Annotated in this window: 16 protein-coding genes; 12 read left to right on the top strand and 4 right to left on the bottom strand. The window is 33.9% G+C overall.

The genetic code is table 11. The features are described from left to right. The first annotated feature begins 75 nt into the window (after positions 1-75). Positions 76-5,058, top strand: a complete 4,983-nt coding sequence (locus tag AC0608_RS12415; RefSeq protein ID WP_478289267.1) for a translocation/assembly module TamB domain-containing protein — start codon at positions 76-78, stop codon at positions 5,056-5,058. Positions 5,059-5,186: 128 nt separating this feature from the next. Here AC0608_RS12415 and AC0608_RS12420 read toward each other — a convergent pair whose 3' ends face one another. Beyond that, complete coding sequence (locus AC0608_RS12420; RefSeq protein ID WP_478289268.1) at positions 5,187-5,342, bottom strand: transposase; 156 nt, start codon at positions 5,340-5,342, stop codon at positions 5,187-5,189. Between the two features lie 306 nt (positions 5,343-5,648). On the opposite strand from AC0608_RS12420, the gene AC0608_RS12425 reads away from it, so the two are divergent. Further along, on the top strand, positions 5,649-6,176 hold the full coding sequence (locus tag AC0608_RS12425) for a GNAT family N-acetyltransferase (protein WP_478289269.1): 528 nt from the start codon (positions 5,649-5,651) through the stop codon (positions 6,174-6,176). A gap of 106 nt (positions 6,177-6,282) precedes the next feature. Here the strand turns inward: AC0608_RS12425 and AC0608_RS12430 are convergent, their stop codons facing one another. Continuing rightward, a complete protein-coding gene (locus tag AC0608_RS12430) occupies positions 6,283-6,840 on the bottom strand; it encodes a DUF4494 domain-containing protein (protein WP_478289270.1) in 558 nt (185 codons plus the stop codon). Between the two features lie 238 nt (positions 6,841-7,078). On the opposite strand from AC0608_RS12430, the gene AC0608_RS12435 reads away from it, so the two are divergent. The 4 genes from AC0608_RS12435 (at position 7,079) to AC0608_RS12450 (ending at position 11,774) form a co-directional block, all read left to right on the top strand. After that, on the top strand, positions 7,079-7,705 hold the full coding sequence (locus tag AC0608_RS12435) for a TetR/AcrR family transcriptional regulator (protein ID WP_417990148.1): 627 nt from the start codon (positions 7,079-7,081) through the stop codon (positions 7,703-7,705). Further along, positions 7,695-9,026: a TolC family protein gene (locus tag AC0608_RS12440; protein WP_478289271.1), complete on the top strand. Its 1,332-nt coding sequence runs from the start codon at positions 7,695-7,697 to the stop codon at positions 9,024-9,026. The genes AC0608_RS12435 and AC0608_RS12440 overlap by 11 nt, the downstream gene beginning before the upstream one ends. Before the next feature lie 10 nt (positions 9,027-9,036). Continuing rightward, the gene (locus tag AC0608_RS12445) at positions 9,037-10,116 is read left to right on the top strand and encodes an HlyD family secretion protein (RefSeq protein WP_478289272.1); all 1,080 of its coding nucleotides are present in this window, start codon (positions 9,037-9,039) and stop codon (positions 10,114-10,116) included. 74 nt (positions 10,117-10,190) lie between these two features. Beyond that, the gene (locus AC0608_RS12450; protein ID WP_478289273.1) at positions 10,191-11,774 is read left to right on the top strand and encodes a DHA2 family efflux MFS transporter permease subunit; all 1,584 of its coding nucleotides are present in this window, start codon (positions 10,191-10,193) and stop codon (positions 11,772-11,774) included. A 28-nt stretch (positions 11,775-11,802) separates the two neighbouring features. Here the strand turns inward: AC0608_RS12450 and yaaA are convergent, their stop codons facing one another. After that, positions 11,803-12,561, bottom strand: coding sequence for a peroxide stress protein YaaA (gene yaaA, locus AC0608_RS12455; RefSeq protein ID WP_478289274.1), 759 nt, complete (start codon positions 12,559-12,561; stop codon positions 11,803-11,805). Between the two features lie 171 nt (positions 12,562-12,732). Between yaaA and AC0608_RS12460 the strand changes: the two genes are divergently transcribed. The 4 genes from AC0608_RS12460 to AC0608_RS12475 all read left to right on the top strand — a co-directional run bounded on the left by AC0608_RS12460 (position 12,733) and on the right by AC0608_RS12475 (position 17,785). Next, on the top strand, positions 12,733-13,254 hold the full coding sequence (locus AC0608_RS12460) for a GNAT family N-acetyltransferase (protein WP_478289275.1): 522 nt from the start codon (positions 12,733-12,735) through the stop codon (positions 13,252-13,254). 3 nt (positions 13,255-13,257) lie between these two features. Continuing rightward, complete coding sequence (locus tag AC0608_RS12465) at positions 13,258-14,535, top strand: MFS transporter (protein ID WP_478289276.1); 1,278 nt, start codon at positions 13,258-13,260, stop codon at positions 14,533-14,535. A gap of 114 nt (positions 14,536-14,649) precedes the next feature. After that, a complete protein-coding gene (locus AC0608_RS12470; protein ID WP_478289277.1) occupies positions 14,650-15,888 on the top strand; it encodes an NAD(P)/FAD-dependent oxidoreductase in 1,239 nt (412 codons plus the stop codon). Between the two features lie 478 nt (positions 15,889-16,366). After that, positions 16,367-17,785, top strand: a complete 1,419-nt coding sequence (locus tag AC0608_RS12475; protein WP_478289278.1) for an amidohydrolase family protein — start codon at positions 16,367-16,369, stop codon at positions 17,783-17,785. 89 nt (positions 17,786-17,874) lie between these two features. Here AC0608_RS12475 and AC0608_RS12480 read toward each other — a convergent pair whose 3' ends face one another. Further along, complete coding sequence (locus tag AC0608_RS12480; RefSeq protein WP_478289279.1) at positions 17,875-20,343, bottom strand: zinc-dependent metalloprotease; 2,469 nt, start codon at positions 20,341-20,343, stop codon at positions 17,875-17,877. 196 nt (positions 20,344-20,539) lie between these two features. Between AC0608_RS12480 and AC0608_RS12485 the strand changes: the two genes are divergently transcribed. Beyond that, a complete protein-coding gene (locus AC0608_RS12485) occupies positions 20,540-20,848 on the top strand; it encodes a glyoxalase superfamily protein (protein ID WP_478289280.1) in 309 nt (102 codons plus the stop codon). Positions 20,849-20,919: 71 nt separating this feature from the next. After that, positions 20,920-21,981, top strand: coding sequence for an alkaline phosphatase D family protein (locus AC0608_RS12490; protein WP_478289281.1), 1,062 nt, complete (start codon positions 20,920-20,922; stop codon positions 21,979-21,981). The last annotated feature ends 45 nt before the right edge of the window (positions 21,982-22,026 follow it).

The following is a 22,026-nucleotide window of genomic DNA, read 5'->3' on the forward strand; positions in this document are numbered from 1 at the left end:
GCAGTTAATTTTGTTTAAGATTGAAATTGTAATTCTGATTTAAATTGGTTATTTTTAACCAAAAAAAAATATCATTTGAAAAAATATTTAAAGAAGAGTTTAAAGATTTTCCTTTGGATAATAGGATCCTTAATTCTATTGTTCTTAATACTGGTGGTCATTATTCAAATTCCATCGGTTCAAAATTATGCTAAAGAAAAAGCCGTACTCTATCTGGAAGGAAAAATAAAAACTAAAATCACCATTGATAGCCTCGCAATTGAATTTCCAAAAAAAATAATTCTTCAAGGAGTTTATTTTGAAGATCAGAAAAAAGACACCCTTTTTGCTGGAGAAAAATTAGCTGTAGATATTAGTCTGTTCCAGTTAATGAACAATAAAGTCGAAATCAAATCCGTTCATTTAGAAGGGATTTCTGCTCATTTAAATAGAGATTCAAAAGCTATTTTTAATTTTGAATACATCATTAAAGCATTTGCATCACCAGAGAAACAGAAAACGGATTCGCCTCCGATGCAGTTTTCTGTGGAAGAAATTAAGTTGGATCGAATTCAATTCAAATACAATGATTTCGTTACAAAAAATAATATTTATGCCAATCTAAATCATTTTGAAACAAACATTAAAACCTTCGATTTAGAACACATGAACTTTGAAATTCCAAAAGCAAAAATTAATGGCTTAAAGTTCCAATTAAAACAAGGTATCGTTCAAATTTCCAAAGCAACTAAAGCCGCCGCAATAAAAAACGAACCAGAATCCATTTTCAAATTAAAATTGGGAGAAATTGATCTGGCAAAAATTGATTTTGATTACGAAAGTGAAGAAACAAAAGTAAGGACAACTTTTTATTTGAAAAAACTTCTTGCCAAAATTGACAAAATTGATCTTAATAATCAATTCGCCATTATAGAAAGTATTGATCTAACGGGTGTGGAAGGTGCTTTGACTTTTGGTAAATTGAATAAAGCCAAAATAAAAAAAGAAACTACTGTAGTAAACTCCAACAACTGGGAAGTCAAAATAAAAAACACAACGTTCAAACGAGTTAATTTTCGGTATGATAATAATAACGTTGCAACAATACCAAAAGGGATCGATTACAACCATTTGAATCTTACTAATTTAAACTTACAAGTTGATTTCCTGAATTACAATTCCGAAAATATATCCGGAAATGCCAATTCCTTGACCGTAAAAGAACAAAGCGGATTGAATATTCAGTCCTTTAATGCTGAATTTTTCTATGGAAAAAAGAATGCTTTTCTTAAAAAATTATACTTAAAAACACCCCAGACGGAATTGAGAGACGAAATCCGTATTGGGTATCCATCCATTGAATCTTTAGATGAAAACCCGGGTGAATTAGGCCTTATAGCTTATTTAAAGAAAAGCAAACTAGGGATTAAAGACATTTTACTTTTTGCTCCTACTTTAAACAAGACAAATCCTTTCATGAGCAATCCCAATGCAATCCTGTCGATTAATGGGGTCGTAACAGGGAAATTGAATAATATTGAATTCCCATCTATTGAGATTAGCGGTATTGGAACTACAAAAGTAGCCGCTGCCGGAAGTATCATAGGTTTACCAGATGTAAACAAAGCCTATTTTGATTTGAATATTAAAGATTTACAATCAGGTGCAAAAGATTTTGTTGGCTTCTTACCCAAAGGAACAATTCCAAATTCGATTCAGTTACCTTCAAAATTCAGCGCCAAAGGAATTTTTAAAGGAACCATCGCTAATTTTAATACCAATATGAACATAACCAGTAGTTTTGGAAATGCAAAAATCAAAGCTACCTTCGATCAAAGTAGAAAAAATAACGAGAAATACGATGCTCAAACGGAACTTACTAATTTTGATTTAGGAAAATTTATCAAAAATGATTCTATTGGAAAAGTAACTTTAAAAGCCAATATAAAGGGAACTGGATTCGATCCAAAAACCGCAACTGCATCTTTAAATGGAACTGTTCTAAAAGCGTATTATAATAAATATACCTACAAAAATGTAGCCGTAAGAGGAACTATTCGCAACGGAAATTTCAATGCAACTGCTTTTGCAAAAGATCCTAATCTAACTTTTGATTTGGTGAGCAGCGGCAGTTTCAAGGACAAATACCCTACCGGAAAACTAAAACTGAATGTAGATATCGCTGATTTAGAAAAACTAAATCTGCACGCTGGCCCATTGAAAATAAGAGGCGTTGTAGATGCTGATATTCAATCGGCAAATCTCGATTACCTCAACGGAACTGTATTTGCACGCAACATTACCATAGTAAATGCAAAAGAAGAATTTGTAATTGATTCTATTACCGCAGTGGCAACTTCCAGCGCTGAAAAGAATACATTCCTATTGAAATCACCGTTTTTGGATGTAGATGCCAATGGAAAATACAAGTTATCAAAAATAGCAACTGCTTTCTCAAATTCTATTGCAAAGTATTATGACAGTAAACCAAGTCCCAGAAAAACAGCTGTGGGAAAACAAGAATTTGTTTTTAAAATTGGCGTAAAAGACAGTCCAATTCTATTAAAACTGATTCCTGAATTGAAAAGTTTAGAACCTATTAACATACAAGGAAGGTATAATTCTGTTAACGATTCTATTGTTTTGAATGGTACAATTCCAAAGTTAATTTATGGAGAAAACACTATTACAAATGCTGTCCTTAAAGTAGATACCAAAGACAATTCACTTGTTTACAGCTTTATTGTGGATGATATTCAAAACAAACAAATTCAATTGCCACACACCAGTATTTCAGGTAAAGTGCAAAACAATATTGTGGATTATACGGTGCAATTAAAAGATTCAAAAGACAAAGAAAGATACTTAATTGCAGGAACATTAAAAGCTTTGAACGGGAATAACGAAATCAATCTTGACCCAAATAATTTATTGCTGAACTATGAATCTTGGAAAATAACACAAGACAACTTAATTCGCTTTGGCAAAACAGGAATTTATGCTGATACTTTCGAATTGAGTAAAGATGGAAGTAAAATCCTTATACAATCACAATCGCAACAAGCTAATGCTCCTATAGCAATTGATTTCAAAGATTTTGACATAAAAACCATTACCAGTATCGTTGAGAAAGATGATTTACAAATGAGCGGTAAAATCAATGGAAATGCATTGGTTAAAAATATAAGTACTACTCCTCTTTTTACTTCAGACTTAAACATTGAAAATTTTACTTTCAAAAAAGATACAATCGGAAACATCAGTATCAAAGTAAATAATGTGATTGCTAACCAATATGATGCCGAAATTGCCATTACAGGTCAGGGAAATCAAGTCAATTTAGAAGGGAATTACAAGACGACAAGCAGCAGTTTTGACATGAATCTCGACATTGACAAATTGAACTTAAAAAGTATTCAGGGTTTCACTTTGAATAACATTACTGAAAGCACGGGATTCTTGACAGGGAATTTTAAAATAACAGGAAATACAACCCAGCCCGAGGTAATTGGAGAATTAAAGTTCAATGAAATTGGTTTCAAAGTAAAGCAGCTCAATGCAAAATTTAAGTCTTTAAACGATAAAATTGTTTTTACACCTAACGCAATTCTTTTTAACAATTTTATTATAAAAGATGAAAAAGAAAATGATTTAGCCATTAACGGAAAGATTGATAGCGCTAATTTTAGCAATTTTGGGTTTGATTTATCCATTGATGCCGATAACTTTCAAGCAGTTAATTCCGAAGCCAAAGACAATGATTTATACTACGGAGAATTGTATTTGGACAACCACTTAAAAGTAAGAGGAACAATAGACAATCCGATTGTAGAGGGAAATATCAAGATTAACAAAGACACAAAGTTTACTATTGTTTTACCACAATCAGATCCCTCAATAGCGGATAGAGCAGGAATTGTAGAGTTCATTGATCAAGACAATCCACAATTATTAGGAACTGTTTCAATGGAGGAAATAAAAAGTGAAATGGAAATAAAAGGAATTAATGCCTCAGTAAATATTGAAATAGATAAGGAAGCTGAACTGTCTCTGAATATTGACAAAGCCAATGGAGATTTCCTTAAATTAAAAGGAGAAGCACAACTAAACGGTGGAATTGATCCTTCTGGAAAAACTACATTGACTGGACGCTATGAATTATCCGAGGGAAGTTACGAGATGAACTTTAATGCAATCAAAAGAAAATTTGATATCAAACCAGGAAGTTATATTTTATGGACTGGAGAACCTACAACAGCTGATATTAGTATTACCGCCATTTATAAAACAGAAGCAGCACCAATTGATTTGATAAACGACCAATTAGGGGCGGTTACTGCCCAAGTCAGAAACACATACAAACAAAAGATTCCGTTTGAAACCCGTTTGAAAATGACCGGAGAATTAATGAAACCTTCCATTTCGTTTGATATCGTTTTACCAGAAGGAAACAATAGTGTATCTACCGAAATTATTAATACAACACAAGCAAAATTAGTGCAACTACGTCAACAACCAGACGAGATGAACAAACAGGTTTTTGCACTACTCCTACTCAACCGTTTTATTGGAGAAAATCCATTTGCCAGCGAAACTGGAGGTACTAATGTTTCGTCATTAGCTAGAGAAAGTGCGAGTAAAATTCTGTCCCAACAACTCAATAATCTAGCTGGAGATTTAATTAGTGGTGTGGAACTCAATTTTGATTTGAATACTACAGATGATTATACCACGGGTCAGCGCCAAAACAAAACCGATTTAAATGTTGGTATTTCTAAAAAACTGTTGAACGACAGACTAAAGGTAACTGTAGGAAGTAGTTTTGGAATCGAAGGGCCACAACAAATTAATCAAAATGCGAATAATATTGCCGGAGATGTATCTCTGGATTACCAACTCTCTAAAGATGGAAGGTATAAAATGAGAGTATACCGCATAAATAAATATCAAGTAGCGCTTCAAGGTGAGGTAGTTGAAACCGGAATTGCTTTCGTCATTACTTTGGATTACAATAAATTCAGAGAATTATTTGCTAAAAGTAAAGTACCGAAAGTAGCTAAAAAGAATAAACCACTATAGACTGAAAGTTTATAGGTTTGTATGCTTAAAGTAAATATTTAGTTCCTTGTGGTCCATTTTATTTTTATATCGTTTCCGTGTTGTTACTCATATAGATTTACTATTTCATTTTTGATATTACTCATGCACTAATAACAAGAACCTCTATCCCAAAAATAACGTCTCCAATATTTTTTTAGACATGTGAATTCAATTTGTAGTTTTCTTGAAGAACGGTCTTTCATTAATTCAACCACAGTAATCACTTTTTTGGAAGATACATAATGAAATATACCTGTAAACATGATTTTTTGAAATTACTCCCTTTACATGTCTGAACTACATAATATTCTAGTATTTGCATTATAATAGCTCTTAATTAAAATTTAATATTTCCATGCAAAGCTGCATAGCTTCCCTTTTTAGTCCAAACTATATTAACGGTTAACCATCATACTATATGTCAATTTGTTCTTTGAAAATCTATATTTCAAATTTACATTTTTAATCGCGAAATGCACAAAAGTGGATATTTTCAACTATTTTAGGATCAATAAGACTTAATTTAGTACCCTAATTAAGTAGTCAATTTACTTTAATAAAACACAAAGATGAATTATCTCTTTAAAAAAGCAAAACTATCTGACATAGCGCCAATATGGGAAATTTTACAACACGCTATATTAAGAAGAAAAGAAGACGGCAGTACTCAATGGCAAGACGGCTATCCAAATCCAGACGTTGTACAAAAAGATATTGAAAAAGGAGAAGGATTTGTTTTGGTTGACGGAGAAACCATCATCGGCTATAGTGCGGTATTAATCAATGACGAACCTGCCTATGACAAAATTGAAGGAAAGTGGTTAACGAATGGTGATTTTGTTGTGCTGCACCGCGTAGCCATTTCGGAACAGTATTTAGGTAAAGGTTTGGCTAAAAAGATTCTAAAATACATAGAAGAATTTGCGGTAAGCAACAACATTTACAGCATAAAAGCAGACACCAATTTTGACAACATCGCCATGATGAAAATTTTTGAAAATTCGGGTTATACGTATTGTGGCGAAGTATATTTTAGAGGAAGCCCAAGAAAAGCATACGAAAAAGTCTTAACAAAACAGGACGAATTGAAATTATGAAAAACTTAGGGTTGAAATTAAAAACCGCAAATTCGTAAATAAAAACAGTTAGCAACTGTATCAATACTTTGCGAATTTGCGGTAGTTTTTTTTTAAACAACTGATTTTAAACTACAGCTTCTTCTTCAGGGGCTGTTTCAAACTCCATGTGATCCGCTACTGCTAAAGCAACTTCCGGTTTAGAACCTTTAAGTGCATTGAATCGTTCTAATTGTTCCAGCTCTCCTTCTTCCCCACTGAAATAAGGAAAAACATCCATTATAGGAGATTCAGAAATGGCTGGTATAGTATAGTCGCCCATCGTGCCTTTCATTACACTAATCGTGTTATCATAAGCCTCTTTGACATCGTTAGCTTGCACTAGTAAATACATATTAGTCTTGCGTTCTTTACCGCTTTCTTCGTCATATGCCAATAATGAAACTTTAGATCGAAACCAACGATCTGCATTTTCGAAAGGATGAATTTCGGCATAATTCGCCACTTTTATATTCGTGATTTTAAATTCTTCACTGATATACGCCGACATCTCTTCATTGATTCTGCTTTCTGCCTCTGTGTAAGATAACGCATCTACCAAGTAGGGTTCTGTCGTAATCTTTTGTGCTCCAGTTTCATCCGTTTTTCTATATTTTACTTTGCATTCATACCAAGTTGTGGTCATTTCTTTTTTTTAGGATGTCAAAGATAGATTTTAAAGGAAAAATTAATCACAATTTATAAAATAGATATTCACAATTTAAGTTAAATGTCGGCCTTGTTAATAAACCTATTTTTAGACTTTTTGAAAAGCAAGGTACAGCGGTTTATTTCATAGTGTTAAAACTATGTTAAAGAAAAACTAAACAGTTGTTTAAATTAAACGCTTGTTTAGTTTTGTTTATTGAATAAATTCGATTCCATTGAAAAGTAATTTTAACGACAAACAAATTCAAATTCTGGAAGTTGCCGAAGCCCTTTTTGCAGAAAAGGGATTTGATGGTACTTCCATCCGAAATATAGCAAAAGTGGCCAAAATAAATATTGCCATGGTTTCGTACTACTTTGGCTCTAAAGAGCGATTACTCGAATCGCTTATTGTTTACAGAACTTCGGATCTTAAAAATCAATTAGAAAATTTAATACAGGAAGATCTGGATCCTATTGATAAAATCAATAAACTTATTGAGCTATACATTAATAGAATTAATAGTAATCGTGGAATCTACAGAATTCTTCACTTCGAGTTTACCACCAAAAAGAGAGAACAAAATCTTCAGGCTTTTTCGGAACTAAAAAAAGGAAATCTAAAATCTCTTGAATCTATCATTGTGGAAGGTCAGAAAAAAGGTATTTTTAGAAAAGATGTTATCATTCCGCTTATTACACCCACAATTCTCGGTACTTTCTTTCATTTTCACATGAATAAACCCTTTTTCGAAAATTTATTGAATTTAAAAACTGAGGATTTATACAACAATTACATCAAAACTAATTTGACAAAGCACATTCAACAAACTATAAAAGCACTTCTGATTTATGAAAGTTAGTCAATTCATGCTCTTTGGGATTTTCTTTATTGGAATTTCCTCTTCAGTAGCACAAGAAAAAACAAGTTTTACATTGAACGAAGCCATTAATTTGGCTTGGACCAAAAGCAATGAAGTCACTCTGGCCAATACCAAAGTGAAAACTAAAAAGTATGAGCTCCAATCCACTAAAAACAATCAATATCCGGATTTGAAACTTTCAGGGCAATACCAACGATTGGCAAATGCTTCGGTTAATTTCAAACTCAATCAAAACAATTCAGGTGCTCAAGAACCGCTTCCTATTGTTAATCAATTAATGATCGGACAGTTGAATGCTAGTGTCCCCGTTTTCTCTGGTTTTAAAATTCAAAACAGTATAAAGGTTTATGAGAATTTATATCAGGCCGAAATGGCTACCGCTTCTCAAACAAAAGAGGATATAGCTTTACGGGTGATTGACTATTATGCCAGTATGTACAAAGCTCAAAAAACGATTGAACTGCTAACAGAAAATCAAAAGAGTGCGCAACAACGAGTAAAAGATTTTATTGAACTTGAAAAAAATGGAATTATTCCCAGAAATGATTTATTAAAATCACAATTACAAGCCTCAAAAATCCAATTATCGTTAGACGAAACGAATAATAATTTAAAAATCATCAACTTTTATTTGGTTACCCTTTTAAAATTGAAACCTGATACAAATCTCGAGATCCGTGAAAGTGATTTCGCTGATTTTCAAATGACTAATGTACCAAAAAATGATGTATTAGCATTAGAAAACCGTAAGGATTTAGAAGCCATTCGCTTTCAGGGAAAAGCAACTGAAGCAACTATCAAAATAGCTAAAGGCTCTTACTACCCTGCCATTGCAATAGTAGGTGGCTATACTGCATTAAACTTAAGTAACGTGATAACTGTTCAGAATGCGATGAATATAGGTATTGGTCTTTCTTATGATTTAAGCGCTATTCTCAAAAATGGAACACTTGTAAAACTGGCTGAAAACAAATTCCTTGAAGTACAAAACTCTGAGGCGATACTGACAGATTATATTAAAATCCAAGTTCAAAAAGCAATTGAAGAATATAGTTTGTCATTGAAACAAGATCTGGTTTACAGTCAAGCAGTAGAGCAGTCTTCCGAAAATTACAGAATCATAAAAGATAAATATGACAATGGACTTTCGGATACTAATGATTTGCTAGAAGCAGATGTGGAACAACTCAGTTCCAAAATTAATAAAGCTTTGGCCCAAGCCAATACCATTCAAAAATACTATGAGTTACTCTCCGTAACGGGTCAATTATCACAATCATTCAATCTTGCTCAAAAATAATCACACTACCATGGAAAAGAAAAAAACAAACAAAAAATTTATTATTATCCTAGTAGCTTTGATCGTTTTAGGAGGAACTTATGGAACTTTTAAATACTTGCATTCACAATCACACGAGGAAACAGATGATGCACAAATTGAGAAAAATATGAATCCAATTATCCCAAGAGTTTCTGGATATGTGGATAAAGTATATATCAAAGACAATGATTTTGTAAAAAAAGGCGACACGCTGTTTACTATTGATAAAAGAGATTACCAATTAAAAATAGAAGAGGCGAATGCTGCCATGGTTGGTGCTGAAGGAAATTTTGAAGTTACTAAAGCGGATATTGGTAGTGCATTAGCTAGTATTTCTGTTTCGGATGCCAATGTTTTATCTGCTGGAGGAAATATCGAATCTGCAAAAATAAGATTGGGGCGCATTACAAATGATTACAACCGATATGACAATTTATACAAAAGCCACTCGATTACAAAACAACAATATGAACAGGCTTTAGCCACAAAACTAGAAGCCGAAAGTCAATTGCGTGTTCTACAACAACAAGAAAGAGCCAGTGCGTTTCAAAAATCAGTTATTGTGGCTAAATCTAAAGTATCTGATAAACAAACAGAAGTGGCTGCTGCCAATATTAAAAGAGCCAAAGCATTACTTGATGCCGCAAAATTAAATTTAACCTACACTGCTATCACTGCTGCTATTGATGGTCAAGTTTCTAAAATTGATATTCAGCCAGGACAATTAGTTCAGCCAGGACAATCTTTATTTTATATCATCAATAACAAAGAAGCATGGGTAATTGCTAATTTCAAAGAAACACAGCTTAATAAAATGGTTATTGGTCAAAAAGTAACGGTAAAAGTGGATGCCTATCCCGGATATAATTTTCAAGGTTCCGTTACTTCGTTCTCACCCGCAACAGGATCTCGATTTTCCTTGCTTCCTCCGGATAATGCCACAGGAAACTTTGTAAAAACAATTCAGCGATTGCCCGTTAAAATAAGTTTGAACACTACAAACGATCCAGAAAAAATAAAATTATTACGCCCAGGAATGAATGTTGATGTTGATGTACACTTAGATTAACTTGATTTTTAGATTAAAAAAATCAAAAGAAGGGAACACTTTTAAAAAAATCATTAGTATACACTTTAGCATAAATGGTACAAACAGGAGATGACGATTTAGTAGAATATGGCTATCGACGAGTTCTTATTACGATCACAGCAGTACTATGTGCATTGCTGGAAATCGTAGATACTACAATTGTCAATGTAGCACTAACAAACATGAGGGGAAGCCTGGGTGCCACATTAAACGATGTTGCTTGGGTGATTACTGCTTATGCCATTGCAAATGTGATTGTAATTCCAATGACCAGCTGGCTTTCACAACAATTTGGAAGACGAAATTATTTTGTGACCTCCATCATTATTTTTACCGTAGCTTCCTTTTTATGCGGCAATGCCAATAATATATGGGAACTTATTACATTTAGATTCATTCAAGGTTTAGGAGGAGGCGCTTTATTAGTGACCGCACAAACCATTATAACAGAAAGTTACCCCATTGCAAAGCGAGGTATGGCGCAAGCAATTTATGGAATGGGTGTAATTGTGGGCCCCACATTAGGGCCACCATTAGGAGGGTATATCGTAGATAATTTTTCATGGCCTTATATTTTTTATATAAATATTCCGCTGGGTATTATAGCCACTATTTTGGCATTTACTTTTGTAAGAAGCCCAAAATATGGAGAAAAGCTAAAAGCCAAACAGGTCGATTGGTTGGGGATTTTTCTATTGACATTATTTATAGGTTCTTTGCAGTATGTTTTAGAGCACGGTCAGCAAGACGATTGGTTCAACAATAAAATAATCTTATTATTAAGCACTGTATCCATTTTTGGTTTAGTATTGTTTATTTGGAGAGAACTAACGTATAAACATCCTATTGTCAATTTAAGTGTTTTAAAAGATGGTAATCTTAGAATTGGAGTCTTAATGTGTTTTATTTTGGGTTTTGGTCTGTATGGTTCTACTTTAATCATTCCCATATATACACAAACAATCTTAGGTTGGACTGCTACCGATGCTGGTTTACTGCTTATTCCTGGTTCGATTACCACTGCGATTATGATGCCAATAATTGGTAAATTAATTCAACGAGGCGTACCACAAAGTTATATGGTAGGTCTTGGTTTTTTAATTTTCTTTTTTTTTACTCTACTGATGCACAATAGCATGACTCCCAATACAGGTGTTGAACATCTATACTGGGGATTAATTTTAAGAGGAATAGGATTAGGACTTCTTTTTGTTCCCATAACAACACTGTCACTCTCTACCTTAAAAGGTAAGGATATTGGCGAAGGCGCAGCCTTTACAGGAATGATGCGGCAATTGGGAGGTTCCTTTGGTATTGCTATCATCACTACTTTCATTACAAGATTTACACAAGAGCATCGAGTGAATTTAATATCCCATTTAGACGCCAGTAAATTTGAAGTGCAAGAAAGGGTTGTACTGCTGCAAAGGGGTTTTATGTCAAAAGGATTTAGTGCTAATGAGTCTCTCAAAAAAGCATATCAAGTCATAGATTATTCTGTAATGAAACAAAGCACTGTTTTATCGTATATGGATATTTTTCTGTATCTCGGCATTCTTTTTCTGTGCTGTATTCCCATTATTTTTTTAATCAAAAAAGGAAAAAACAAAATCAATCCTGCCGATGCAATGCATTAATAAAGATGAGATTAATAGTTTCTCTGCACTATCTGGTAAATACCAAATGATTGCCTTCTGATAAATTAGCATCAAATTGATAGCCATCGTAATTGAAACCTTTTAAATCTGCTATCGTTTGAGGATCAGAATCAATAATATAGCGCACCATCATTCCCCTCGCCTTTTTGGCAAAAAAACTGATTATTTTTAGTTTTCCGTTTTTGTAATCTTTGAATTCAGGTGTAATTACAGGAACTTTTAACGCTTTAGCATCAATAGCACCAAAATATTCAGTACTGGCTAAATTCACAAATAACTCTCCCTCTTTTAACTCTTTATTTAAAGCTTTTGTAATGGTTGGTTTCCAAAAATCATATAAGTTTTTGCTTTCTCCCACGGGTAATTTAGTTCCCATTTCCAAACGGTACGCTTGAATTAAGTCCAATGGTTTTAACAATCCATACAAACCAGACAGTATTCGTAAACTATCTTGTAAAGCGTCTATTTTTTTTGATGGAATGGTATAAGCGTCTAATCCAGCGTAAACATCCCCATCAAAAGTATACACTGCAGGCCGAGCATTTGCCGGGGTAAAAGGTGTTTTCCATTCTTGATTTCGTTTCCAATTCAAATCAGCTAGTTTATCCGAAATACTCATTAAATCAGATAAATCACTAGGTTTTTTTTCTTTTAAAACTTTGTGAACTAGTCTTGATTCTTTTAAAAATAAAGGTTCCGTATGCAACTTTGTAGGTAACTCTTTCTCAAAATTTAAGGACTTGGCTGGCGATATTACAATTTTCATACACTATTCTCTTTGGATTTATTTCCATTAATTAGTTCAAAAATACTAATTGAAAATAAGAAACCTAGAATATTTGTATTGATTTGTTTAATAGTGTAATAGAAGATCGAGATTAGCATCCAATTTATTTGTGTATTTTTGAGTTCAAATAATCCAATTGATTTTAAGAGAATGAACCCAATCGAAATTCAAAAAGCAACTGATACTGATCTCGAAGTACTACAAAATATTAGCATTCAAACTTTCAAAGAAACTTTTGCAGCTGTAAATACTCCAGAAAACATTACCAATTATGTTGCCGATAGCTTTAATCTAGAGCAATTAAGAGTTGAATTGAACAATCCAAATTCCCAGTTTTATTTAGCGTATTCGAATACAGAAGTCGTTGGTTATTTAAAAATTAATTTTGGTAATGCACAAACAGAGCGTTTTAATGACAATGCACTAGAAGTACACCGGATTTATGTTTTGCAATCTTTTCAAGGAAAAAATATTGGTCAACTGTTGATTGATGAAGTAAAAAAAATAGCTCAACATACTAACGTGGATTATATTTGGCTTGGCGTCTGGGAAGAGAATTATAGAGCGCTTCATTTTTATACTAAAAATGGATTTGTGGTATTTGACAAACACGTTTTTACATTAGGAACTGACGAACAAACCGACTTAATGATGAAACTCCTTATACAATAATAAATGGCCCATACTGTTCCCACCGAGACTCAAAAACCAACCCGAATTTTAAATGCCGCCGTTATAGTAGCTGCACTAGGTTATTTTGTAGATATTTATGATTTATTGCTTTTTGGTATTGTCCGTACGGATAGTCTTAAAGATTTAGGAATTACTGGTGAAGCCATCAGGAATCAAGGAGAATATTTGATTAGTATGCAAATGTTCGGGATGCTTTTTGGTGGTATCCTTTGGGGAATATTAGGCGATAAAAAAGGTCGGATTTCTGTTTTGTTTGGTTCTATTTTAATTTATTCAGTGGCTAATATTGCTAACGGAATGGTAACCACCGTTGATGGATACGCGTTTTGGAGATTGATAGCCGGAATTGGTCTGGCAGGAGAGTTAGGCGCTGGAATTACATTAGTTACGGAATCTTTACCCAAAGAAAAACGAGGCTATGGAACAATGATTGTTGCTTCGGTAGGGGTTTCGGGCGCCGTTGTGGCGTATTTAGTGTACCAGATTTTTCAGGATTGGCGTCTGTGCTATTATGCAGGTGGCGTTTTAGGACTTTTTTTACTTTTTTTACGAATTAGTATTTCTGAATCAGGAATGTTCAAACGAGTTCAACAAAGCAAAGAAAAAAAAGGAGATTTTATCTCTTTATTTACCAACAAACAACGGTTTTTAAAATACATTCAATGCATTCTTATCGGAATACCGTTATGGTTCCTCGTTGGGGTATTGATTACTTTTTCCCCAGAATTTGCCAAAGCATTAGATGTCCAAGGCTTTGAAACTATCGCAGCAGGAAAAGCAATTGCTTGGTGTTATGGTGGATTAGTTTTTGGCGATATTGCCAGCGGATTGCTCAGTCAGTGGTTTAAAAGCCGGAAAAAAATCATGTACTTATTCTTGATTTTTAATCTCATTATGGTTTTTGTATACTTAAATGCTTTTGGGGTAACAGCATCCACTTTCTATACGCTCTGCTTTATTATGGGATTCTCCGTAGGGTATTGGGTTTTATTTGTAACTATTGCGGCTGAACAATTTGGCACTAATATTCGCGCTACAGTGACAACCACCGTCCCTAATTTTGTTCGGGGTTCATTACCGTTAATTATTATCATTTATGGGTTTTTCAGAGATACCCTTTTTGAGGGGGACATTCTTCTGGCTGCCATGATTGTAGGGTCCATATTATCGTTAATCTCAATTTTGGCACTTTGGAAATTAAAGGAAACTTTTCATGCCGATTTGAATTATTCAGAAGAGGAATCAAAATCCTTCCTTTAAAATAATCAATTACAAATATCAATTTACAGTATCTTTGAGTGCGTATAAATAGCCAAAATTCCAATATATTTAAAACCTATTTGGTTTATTTTTATAAAAAAATTATAAGAAACTATGAAACAGGATGTAATTATTGTTGGAGCAGGACTTGCTGGATTATCAGCCGCAGTTTATTTGCATCGCCAAGGACGAAAAGTACTAATCCTAGAAGCCAGTGATCGTCCAGGCGGAAGAATTAAAACCGATTCCTACGAAGGTTTTCTTTTAGATAGAGGATTTCAGGTTCTTTTGACTGCCTATCCGGAGACACAAGCGTTACTTAATTACAATGATTTAAAACTCAAAAGCATGTTACCCGGAGCCACAGTTCTATATGATGGTGGTAGTTTTGAAATTGCAGACCCATTCCGAAGACCTTCGGCCGCATTAGCTACTCTTTTTGCTCCCGTTGGCACCCTAAAAGACAAACTGAATACCCTTTGGTTAAAAAATAAATTACAAAAATTAACGATCGAAGAAATATTTGAACAACCAGAGCAAACAACTCGTAAACAACTTTCGGATTATGGTTTTAGTCCAAAAATGATCGAACGCTTTTATGCCCCTTTTCTTTCCGGAATATTTTTGGAAAATGATTTGCATACTTCCCGGAGAATGTTTGACTTTGTGATGAAAATGTTTTCAGATGGTGACGTGGCGGTTCCCGCTTTAGGAATGGAAGAAATTCCTAAACAATTAGTCGCGCTGCTTCCAGAAGGCAGTATACAATGCCATACCAAAGTGGCTGCGGTTGATCGAAATAAAATAACTACAGCAGATGGAACCGTTTTTGAAGCCAACCAAATCCTATTGGCTACAACTGCAAATGCCTTGACTCAAAAATACTTTCCGATGCAAAAAATGACTTCGCATCAGGTAACGAATGTTTATTTTGAAGCAAAAGAGGCGCCTACTAAAAAAGCAGTTGTCATTTTAAATGCTTCAACCAAAAAAAAATGGGTCAATAATTTGACTGTAATATCAAATGTTTCCAAAGCTTATGCTCCAAAAGGAAAAATATTAATCTCCGTTTCGTATAATGGAATTCCAACTATTGATGACGCAATTTTGGCTGAAAACATGAAACAAGAACTGAAACAATGGTACGGTGAAAAAGTAAATTCATGGAAAATGTTGAAGGCGTATCGCATTGAATATGCTTTACCAACTCAAGAAAGTGTGCGGAATGAAATTGCTGCTTCTGATACAAAAATCTCGGATTCATTATTTATTTGTGGGGATCATTTGTTGAATGGTTCTATAAATGCCGCTTTAAAAACTGGAAGATTAGCTGCTGAATCAATGAAATTGTAGTGAATGATTTCAATCCTACTAAATGCATTACAATAAAACAGTGCTTTGCATTTATCAATTTTACACTAGATCACAATAAATTAAAGAACAAATGCAATTGTACTTGTTTATGGATTTCATCTCTCTAATAAAACAATTAAATTTAGTATTCACAATAGGTAATTTATAGAAAAAAAATACTTTGAGCTATCATAATTATTTTAAATTCAACAAATTAATACAAAAAAAAATTAAAACTCTTTTCTAAATTAACAATTAAAATACCTCTTATTATTTAACACTTAAAGTAGAAATCCAAATTGTTTACATTTGAGGAAATTATCTTTGCTCAAAATTTTAGTGAAAATTCATTAATTTATACCCTAAATTCGTAGTGCAAATTATAAGACACTGATTTTATAAACAAACATTGACTAAAATCCTCATTCACCCATTGAAAAAATTTGTTAAACACATTCTTTCGATAAAAATTTGAAACATGAAATTAATTTATACATCTCTTTTAGTGCTAACACTTTATGGTACTTACGCACAAACCCCTAATGAATACTTTGAAAAAATCAGGGAGAATGAAGCTGCGCTAACTGCTTTCTTTTCGCAAATGCCAAAAGGAGGCGATTTACACCATCATTTTTCAGGTTCTATTTATGCCGAACCCTTACTAAAACATGCTATTGTTGAAGATTTTTATCTTAATATTGAAACGATGGATGTTTTAAAAGAAAAACAAGCAACCGGAAACTGGGAACAATTTTCGACATTAAAAAGAAACGGAACACTAGACACTTACAAACAAAAAATCATGCAAAAATGGTCTGTTAAAGACTATAATCATGTAGATTACCCTTCGGACAAGTTGTTTTTCGAATCGTTTATGAAGTTTGAACCGGCCATCAAAGGGAATTTTAGACAAGGTTTACTGGAATTAAAAAACAGGGCTATTTCAGAAAATGTAAGCTATATCGAAACGCAATTGTCTACAATACCAACTACAATAAATACAGATGATTTAACGAATTTCAATACCCAATTGCGAAAATTAGCTTTGGTAAAAGACGAAAAAGCAATTTTAAAATCATTGGATTCCGTTTACAATGTATTACTGAAAAAAAATGCTGAATCCTACGCCAAGGAGTTCAACACTAATTTTGTATCTAAGCTTCACAATGAACTAAAAATAGATGACAAGCAATTCACGATGCGGTATCAAAACTTTGTATTGCGATTTATGGAACCAGTAGATCTATTTAAAAATCTGGTAATCGCGTTCATTTCAGCAGATGAAAGTCCGCTGATGGCAGGTGTCAATATTGTTTCTCCCGAAGATGGCGAAACGGCGATGAAAGATTATTGGTTGCACATGGTCATGTTTAAATACTGCCATTCTCGTTATCCAAATGTAAAATACACCTTGCATGCAGGAGAATTGACTCTTGGTTTAGTTCCACCGGAAGAATTAACATGGCACATAAACGCTGCCGTTTATACCGCTGGAGCTCAGCGTATTGGACATGGAGTAGATATGGCTTACGAGAAAGATTCGTATGATTTAATGCGTTATATGGCAAAGAAAAACATACCTATCGAAATTAATTTAGTGAGCAACGAATTTATTTTGAAAGTCAAAGAAAGCCGTCATCCATTGACCTTATATAAAGAATTTGGGGTTCCCATTGTTATCAGCACAGATGATGCAGGAATTTTACGCACCAATATGACCGAGCAATATGTTTTGTTGTCCAAAAGATACAAAGACGTTACCTATAGCGATATCAAGCACTATGTATACAACAGTATTAATTACAGTTTTATAAAAGAAGCTTCTGTCAAAAAGCAACTCCTAAAGGATTTAGATTCCCGATTTAAAATTTTTGAAGCTAATTTCCCAATGAATTAAATTCTTCATATTATAAAAAAAACTTATGATAACAATAAAAAATCCGCTCGAAAGCGGATTTTTTGGTAAAATAATCTTTTGAATTACAATTATTTAGGGTTTAATATCAACTCAATTCTTTTGATAGTATCTTCATAATGATACTTAGTCTCTGCATTTATTCCTCTGTTTTTAGCAACGGATAAAGTCGTTTTTAAGGCATTTAATTCTCCTCTAACCAATCCTCTCACATCCGATTGCGCCACATTGTAGTATTCAGAAGAACGACTTGTTTTAATTTCTTCTTTCATTAAATATCCCATTCTCTCAATATAGGCTCGCTGCAAATTTCTTCTATAAATAGTCACGTTTGATGGTAAATTTGCTTCTTTCCAAATCCCTTTGCGCATATCAGCCAATAAATCCAATGCTTTATAATTAGCATTTCCTATTATTTCAGCATCCATTAGTCGACCAATACGTTCAAAACTCAACACACTATTTAAATGTCTGGCTTGCAAATTTAAGAAACGTTCCGTGTAACCGGAATAATCGATATTTTTCAACGTACTCACATTCACCAACCACGTTGGAGAGGCAAAAGCATTCGCCTGTAACCATTGCATGGCTTCTTGTTGTTTTGCTTTTGGTACAACATCATAAATACTTCCTGTTTGGTTTGGCTTTTTAATAGTTTCATAAACGCCACCAACATTAGTAACTACATGCCCTACATACCTGCTCCATACATCCAACATCTCTTTATTCAACTCCTCTAAATCTTCATAATTATTGGTTACATCACTTGTCCATTCTGATAAATGTGCCGCTACATATTGCAAATTTTTAAGTCCGTAAGAACTTGCTTTCATCGAATTATCTCCAATATCTTCTGTTTGTGTAGATGGGTCAAAACTGCTGCTTTGCTTCCCAAATTTATAAATAGGATTTCCTGCTTTTTCCAAAATCCATTTGTCTAAAGTAGGCACTTCAGCTTCAGGAGAAGTGCCATTAGGAATGACTCTGTACCCCCAATTAGTAGCATAATGATCATAAGGACCCATTTGGCGAATGAAACGGATATTTTTATCTCCAGGTTGGGCAATGTAATTAAAACGGGCGTAATCCATTAAACTGGCGGCGATTCCGTTTTTTTGCGTAAAACCACCGTCTCTGTAATTTTCAGTTTCATAGGCACAGCTGGCACCCATGTTATGAGGAAAACCAAGTGCATGCCCTACTTCATGAGCGATAACCATACGCATCATTTCACCCATTTCCTCGTCGCTGGTATTCAACGTTCTCGCCGAAGGATTCGCTGCTCCGGTTTCTAATAAATAGCGGTTTCTATAAGAACGCAAATGGTTGTGGTACCAAATCACGTCACTCTCAATAATTTCTCCCGTTCTGGGATCAGAAACACTTGGGCCTACCGCATTTCGCGTGGTACTCGCTACATATCGAATTACCGAATACCGGATGTCTTCCGGGCTAAAATCAGGATCTTGTTCTTTAGTGGGAGCGTCTTTGGCAATAATAGCATTTTTAAAACCCGCTGTTTCAAAAGGTTTTTGCCATTCTTCAATTCCTTGTTTGATGTATTTGCGCAGTTTTTCAGGCGTAGCAGGATCTAAATAATAGACAATGGGCTTAATCGGTTCTACCAGTTCTCCTTTAGCGTAAGCGACAGGATCTTTAGGTTCCAATTTCCAACGGCGAATATAGGTTTTACTGTCTGACTTTAATTCATTGCTTCCATAATCAATTTGACTCATCGTAAACCATCCCACTCGGGGATCAGCTAATCTGGGTTGCATCAATTTTTCAGGCAATAAAATCATCGACTGATTCATCTGGATACTAATTGTTTCGGCATCTTCCTGAATGGGTGGTTTAGATGCATTGTACGTGAAATCTTGAATTACTTCAATATTCATAGGGAAACTTTTCATCGTATTGATAAAACTTCGGGATTCATCCAGTCCTTTAACTTTATAAGTTTCTCTCATTTCACCTGACAAGCCACTGATTGATTTTACATCCGTACCATAAAATTTAGTTACGTCAATCACCGTATTTGCAGAGTCTTTACTGAGTGCTACAATATCAAAAGCAAATAATGTAGGTTCATAATTATTGGATTTAACCGAAATACTGATGGGCAAACTGTCATTGGCAACCGCATTATACGATTTTAATTTAATAAGAATTTTATCCTGAAAACGTTGCCAGACAATTAATTGTTCATTGGTTTCCGAACCTGCATTTACATATCCCCCACCCAAGTTAGACGGTAATTTAGACAACCTACTTACTAAAAGCATGTCCTTGTCTAATAATTTATTAGGAATTTCAAAAAAATATTTTTTATCTACTTTATGAACCGTAAACAAACCATCATCAGAAATTGCGTCTTTAGTGATTACTTTACTGTACTCCTTTATCGTGGGTTCCGGCTTTTTTTCCAGAGATGGAACTACAATGGCATTTTTATCTTTTTTTCTTTTGGATTGTGCAAACTGAGTAGTGGGCAAAAGCAAAGAAGCTGCAATTGTGGTCAAAATGAAAAATTTCTTCATTAATAGGTTTTTAATAGTTAGTCAATATCAAAAATAATTTTTACGGTTTGTAAATTGATTATATACCATTGATTTAACTTTTAATTAACAACCTGCATGTCTCTTTTTTTCATTTTAGTCTTAGCCATTACATTGCTTCTAGTTGCAGTACTTTTTTCATTATATTTGAGCAATCCGAATTTATTTATAACTAATTATGGCTATTGCAAGACCAATTTTTAGAATTTTTGATTATAAGAAAGCCAAAGTATTTTATATTGACTGGCTTGGTTTCACCATAGATTGGGAGAACAAATCGGACATCTTCCCGTTTTATTTACAAATTTCACTAGACGGCATTGTTAATCACTTAACCGAGCATCATGGAGATTGTTCTCCCGGCGCAAGAATTCATATGGACGGCTTCAATAATCTTACAGCATATCACAAAAAATTACTTGCTGAAAAATATCTGTTTAACAGACCTACTTTAAACAAAACTTCCCGGAGTACCAATACGTTTTGAATGGAAGCAATAGATCCATTCGGTAACCGGAAGACATTTACAGAAGAAGTTTAAACCATTAAAAAAATAAAATGATACAATATAATATCCTTAAAAAACCCCTTTATTTAGTGACTATTGTACTGCTAACATATACTAGTTACTCGCAACAAAACATTTCAAAAATTGCGTTTGGATCGTGTTCGAACCAAAGTAACCCCTTACCTATTTTTGATGTAGTGGTCAAACACAAACCGGATTTATTTGTATTCCTGGGCGATAACATTTACGGTGACACAGACAATATGAATACACTGCAAGCCAAATACGATCGATTGGCTGCTAAACCTAGTTTTCGAAATTTAAAAAATAATGTCCCTATCATTGCTACTTGGGACGATCACGATTTTGGACAAAATGATATAGGCAGGCATTATTCCAAAAAAGAAGAATCAAAAGAACTATTCTTGAATTTTTTTGAAGAGCCTGCAGATTCCGAAAGACGAAAACACAAGGGAATATATACATCCTATATGTATGAAACCAAAGGCAAAAAAGTACAGATTATCTTGTTAGACAACCGCACTTTTAGAGATAATTACAAGAAATACAACGGCGAAGTTGCAGACGATAAAAGATATTTCTATTCTTTGGATTATGCACCTTTACAAAACCCTGACTCCACATATTTAGGTGCAACGCAATGGAAATGGCTTGAAACCGAATTACAAAAACCCGCTGATCTGCGATTGATTGGTTCAGGATCGCAATTTGGAATTGAATACAACGGCTATGAAGGCTGGGCTAACTTTCCGCTGGAACAAAAACGATTCTTAAACCTTATTAAGAAAACAAAAGCTAACGGTGTTTTATTTTTAACCGGAGACGTGCATTATGGAGAAATATCTAAACTTACAGAACCCGGACTGTACCCAATTTACGACTTTACCTCTAGCGGACTTTCCTCTACCTGGCATTTTGCAACGCCTAATACAAACAGAATTGAGGGTCCGATAATGGAAAACCATTTTGGCTTGTTGACAATAGATTGGAAAAAGAAAATCCCGAAAATAAAAATGGAAATTTGGGATATCAACGACAATCAACGTGTGGAATACACGATTGGACTGGATGAAATTAGTTTTAAAAGATAATTTTTTTGTAAAAAATAGTACCATACTTAAAAGTAAATATGATGT

The sequence above is a fragment of the Flavobacterium sp. GNP008 genome, assembly GCF_056428965.1.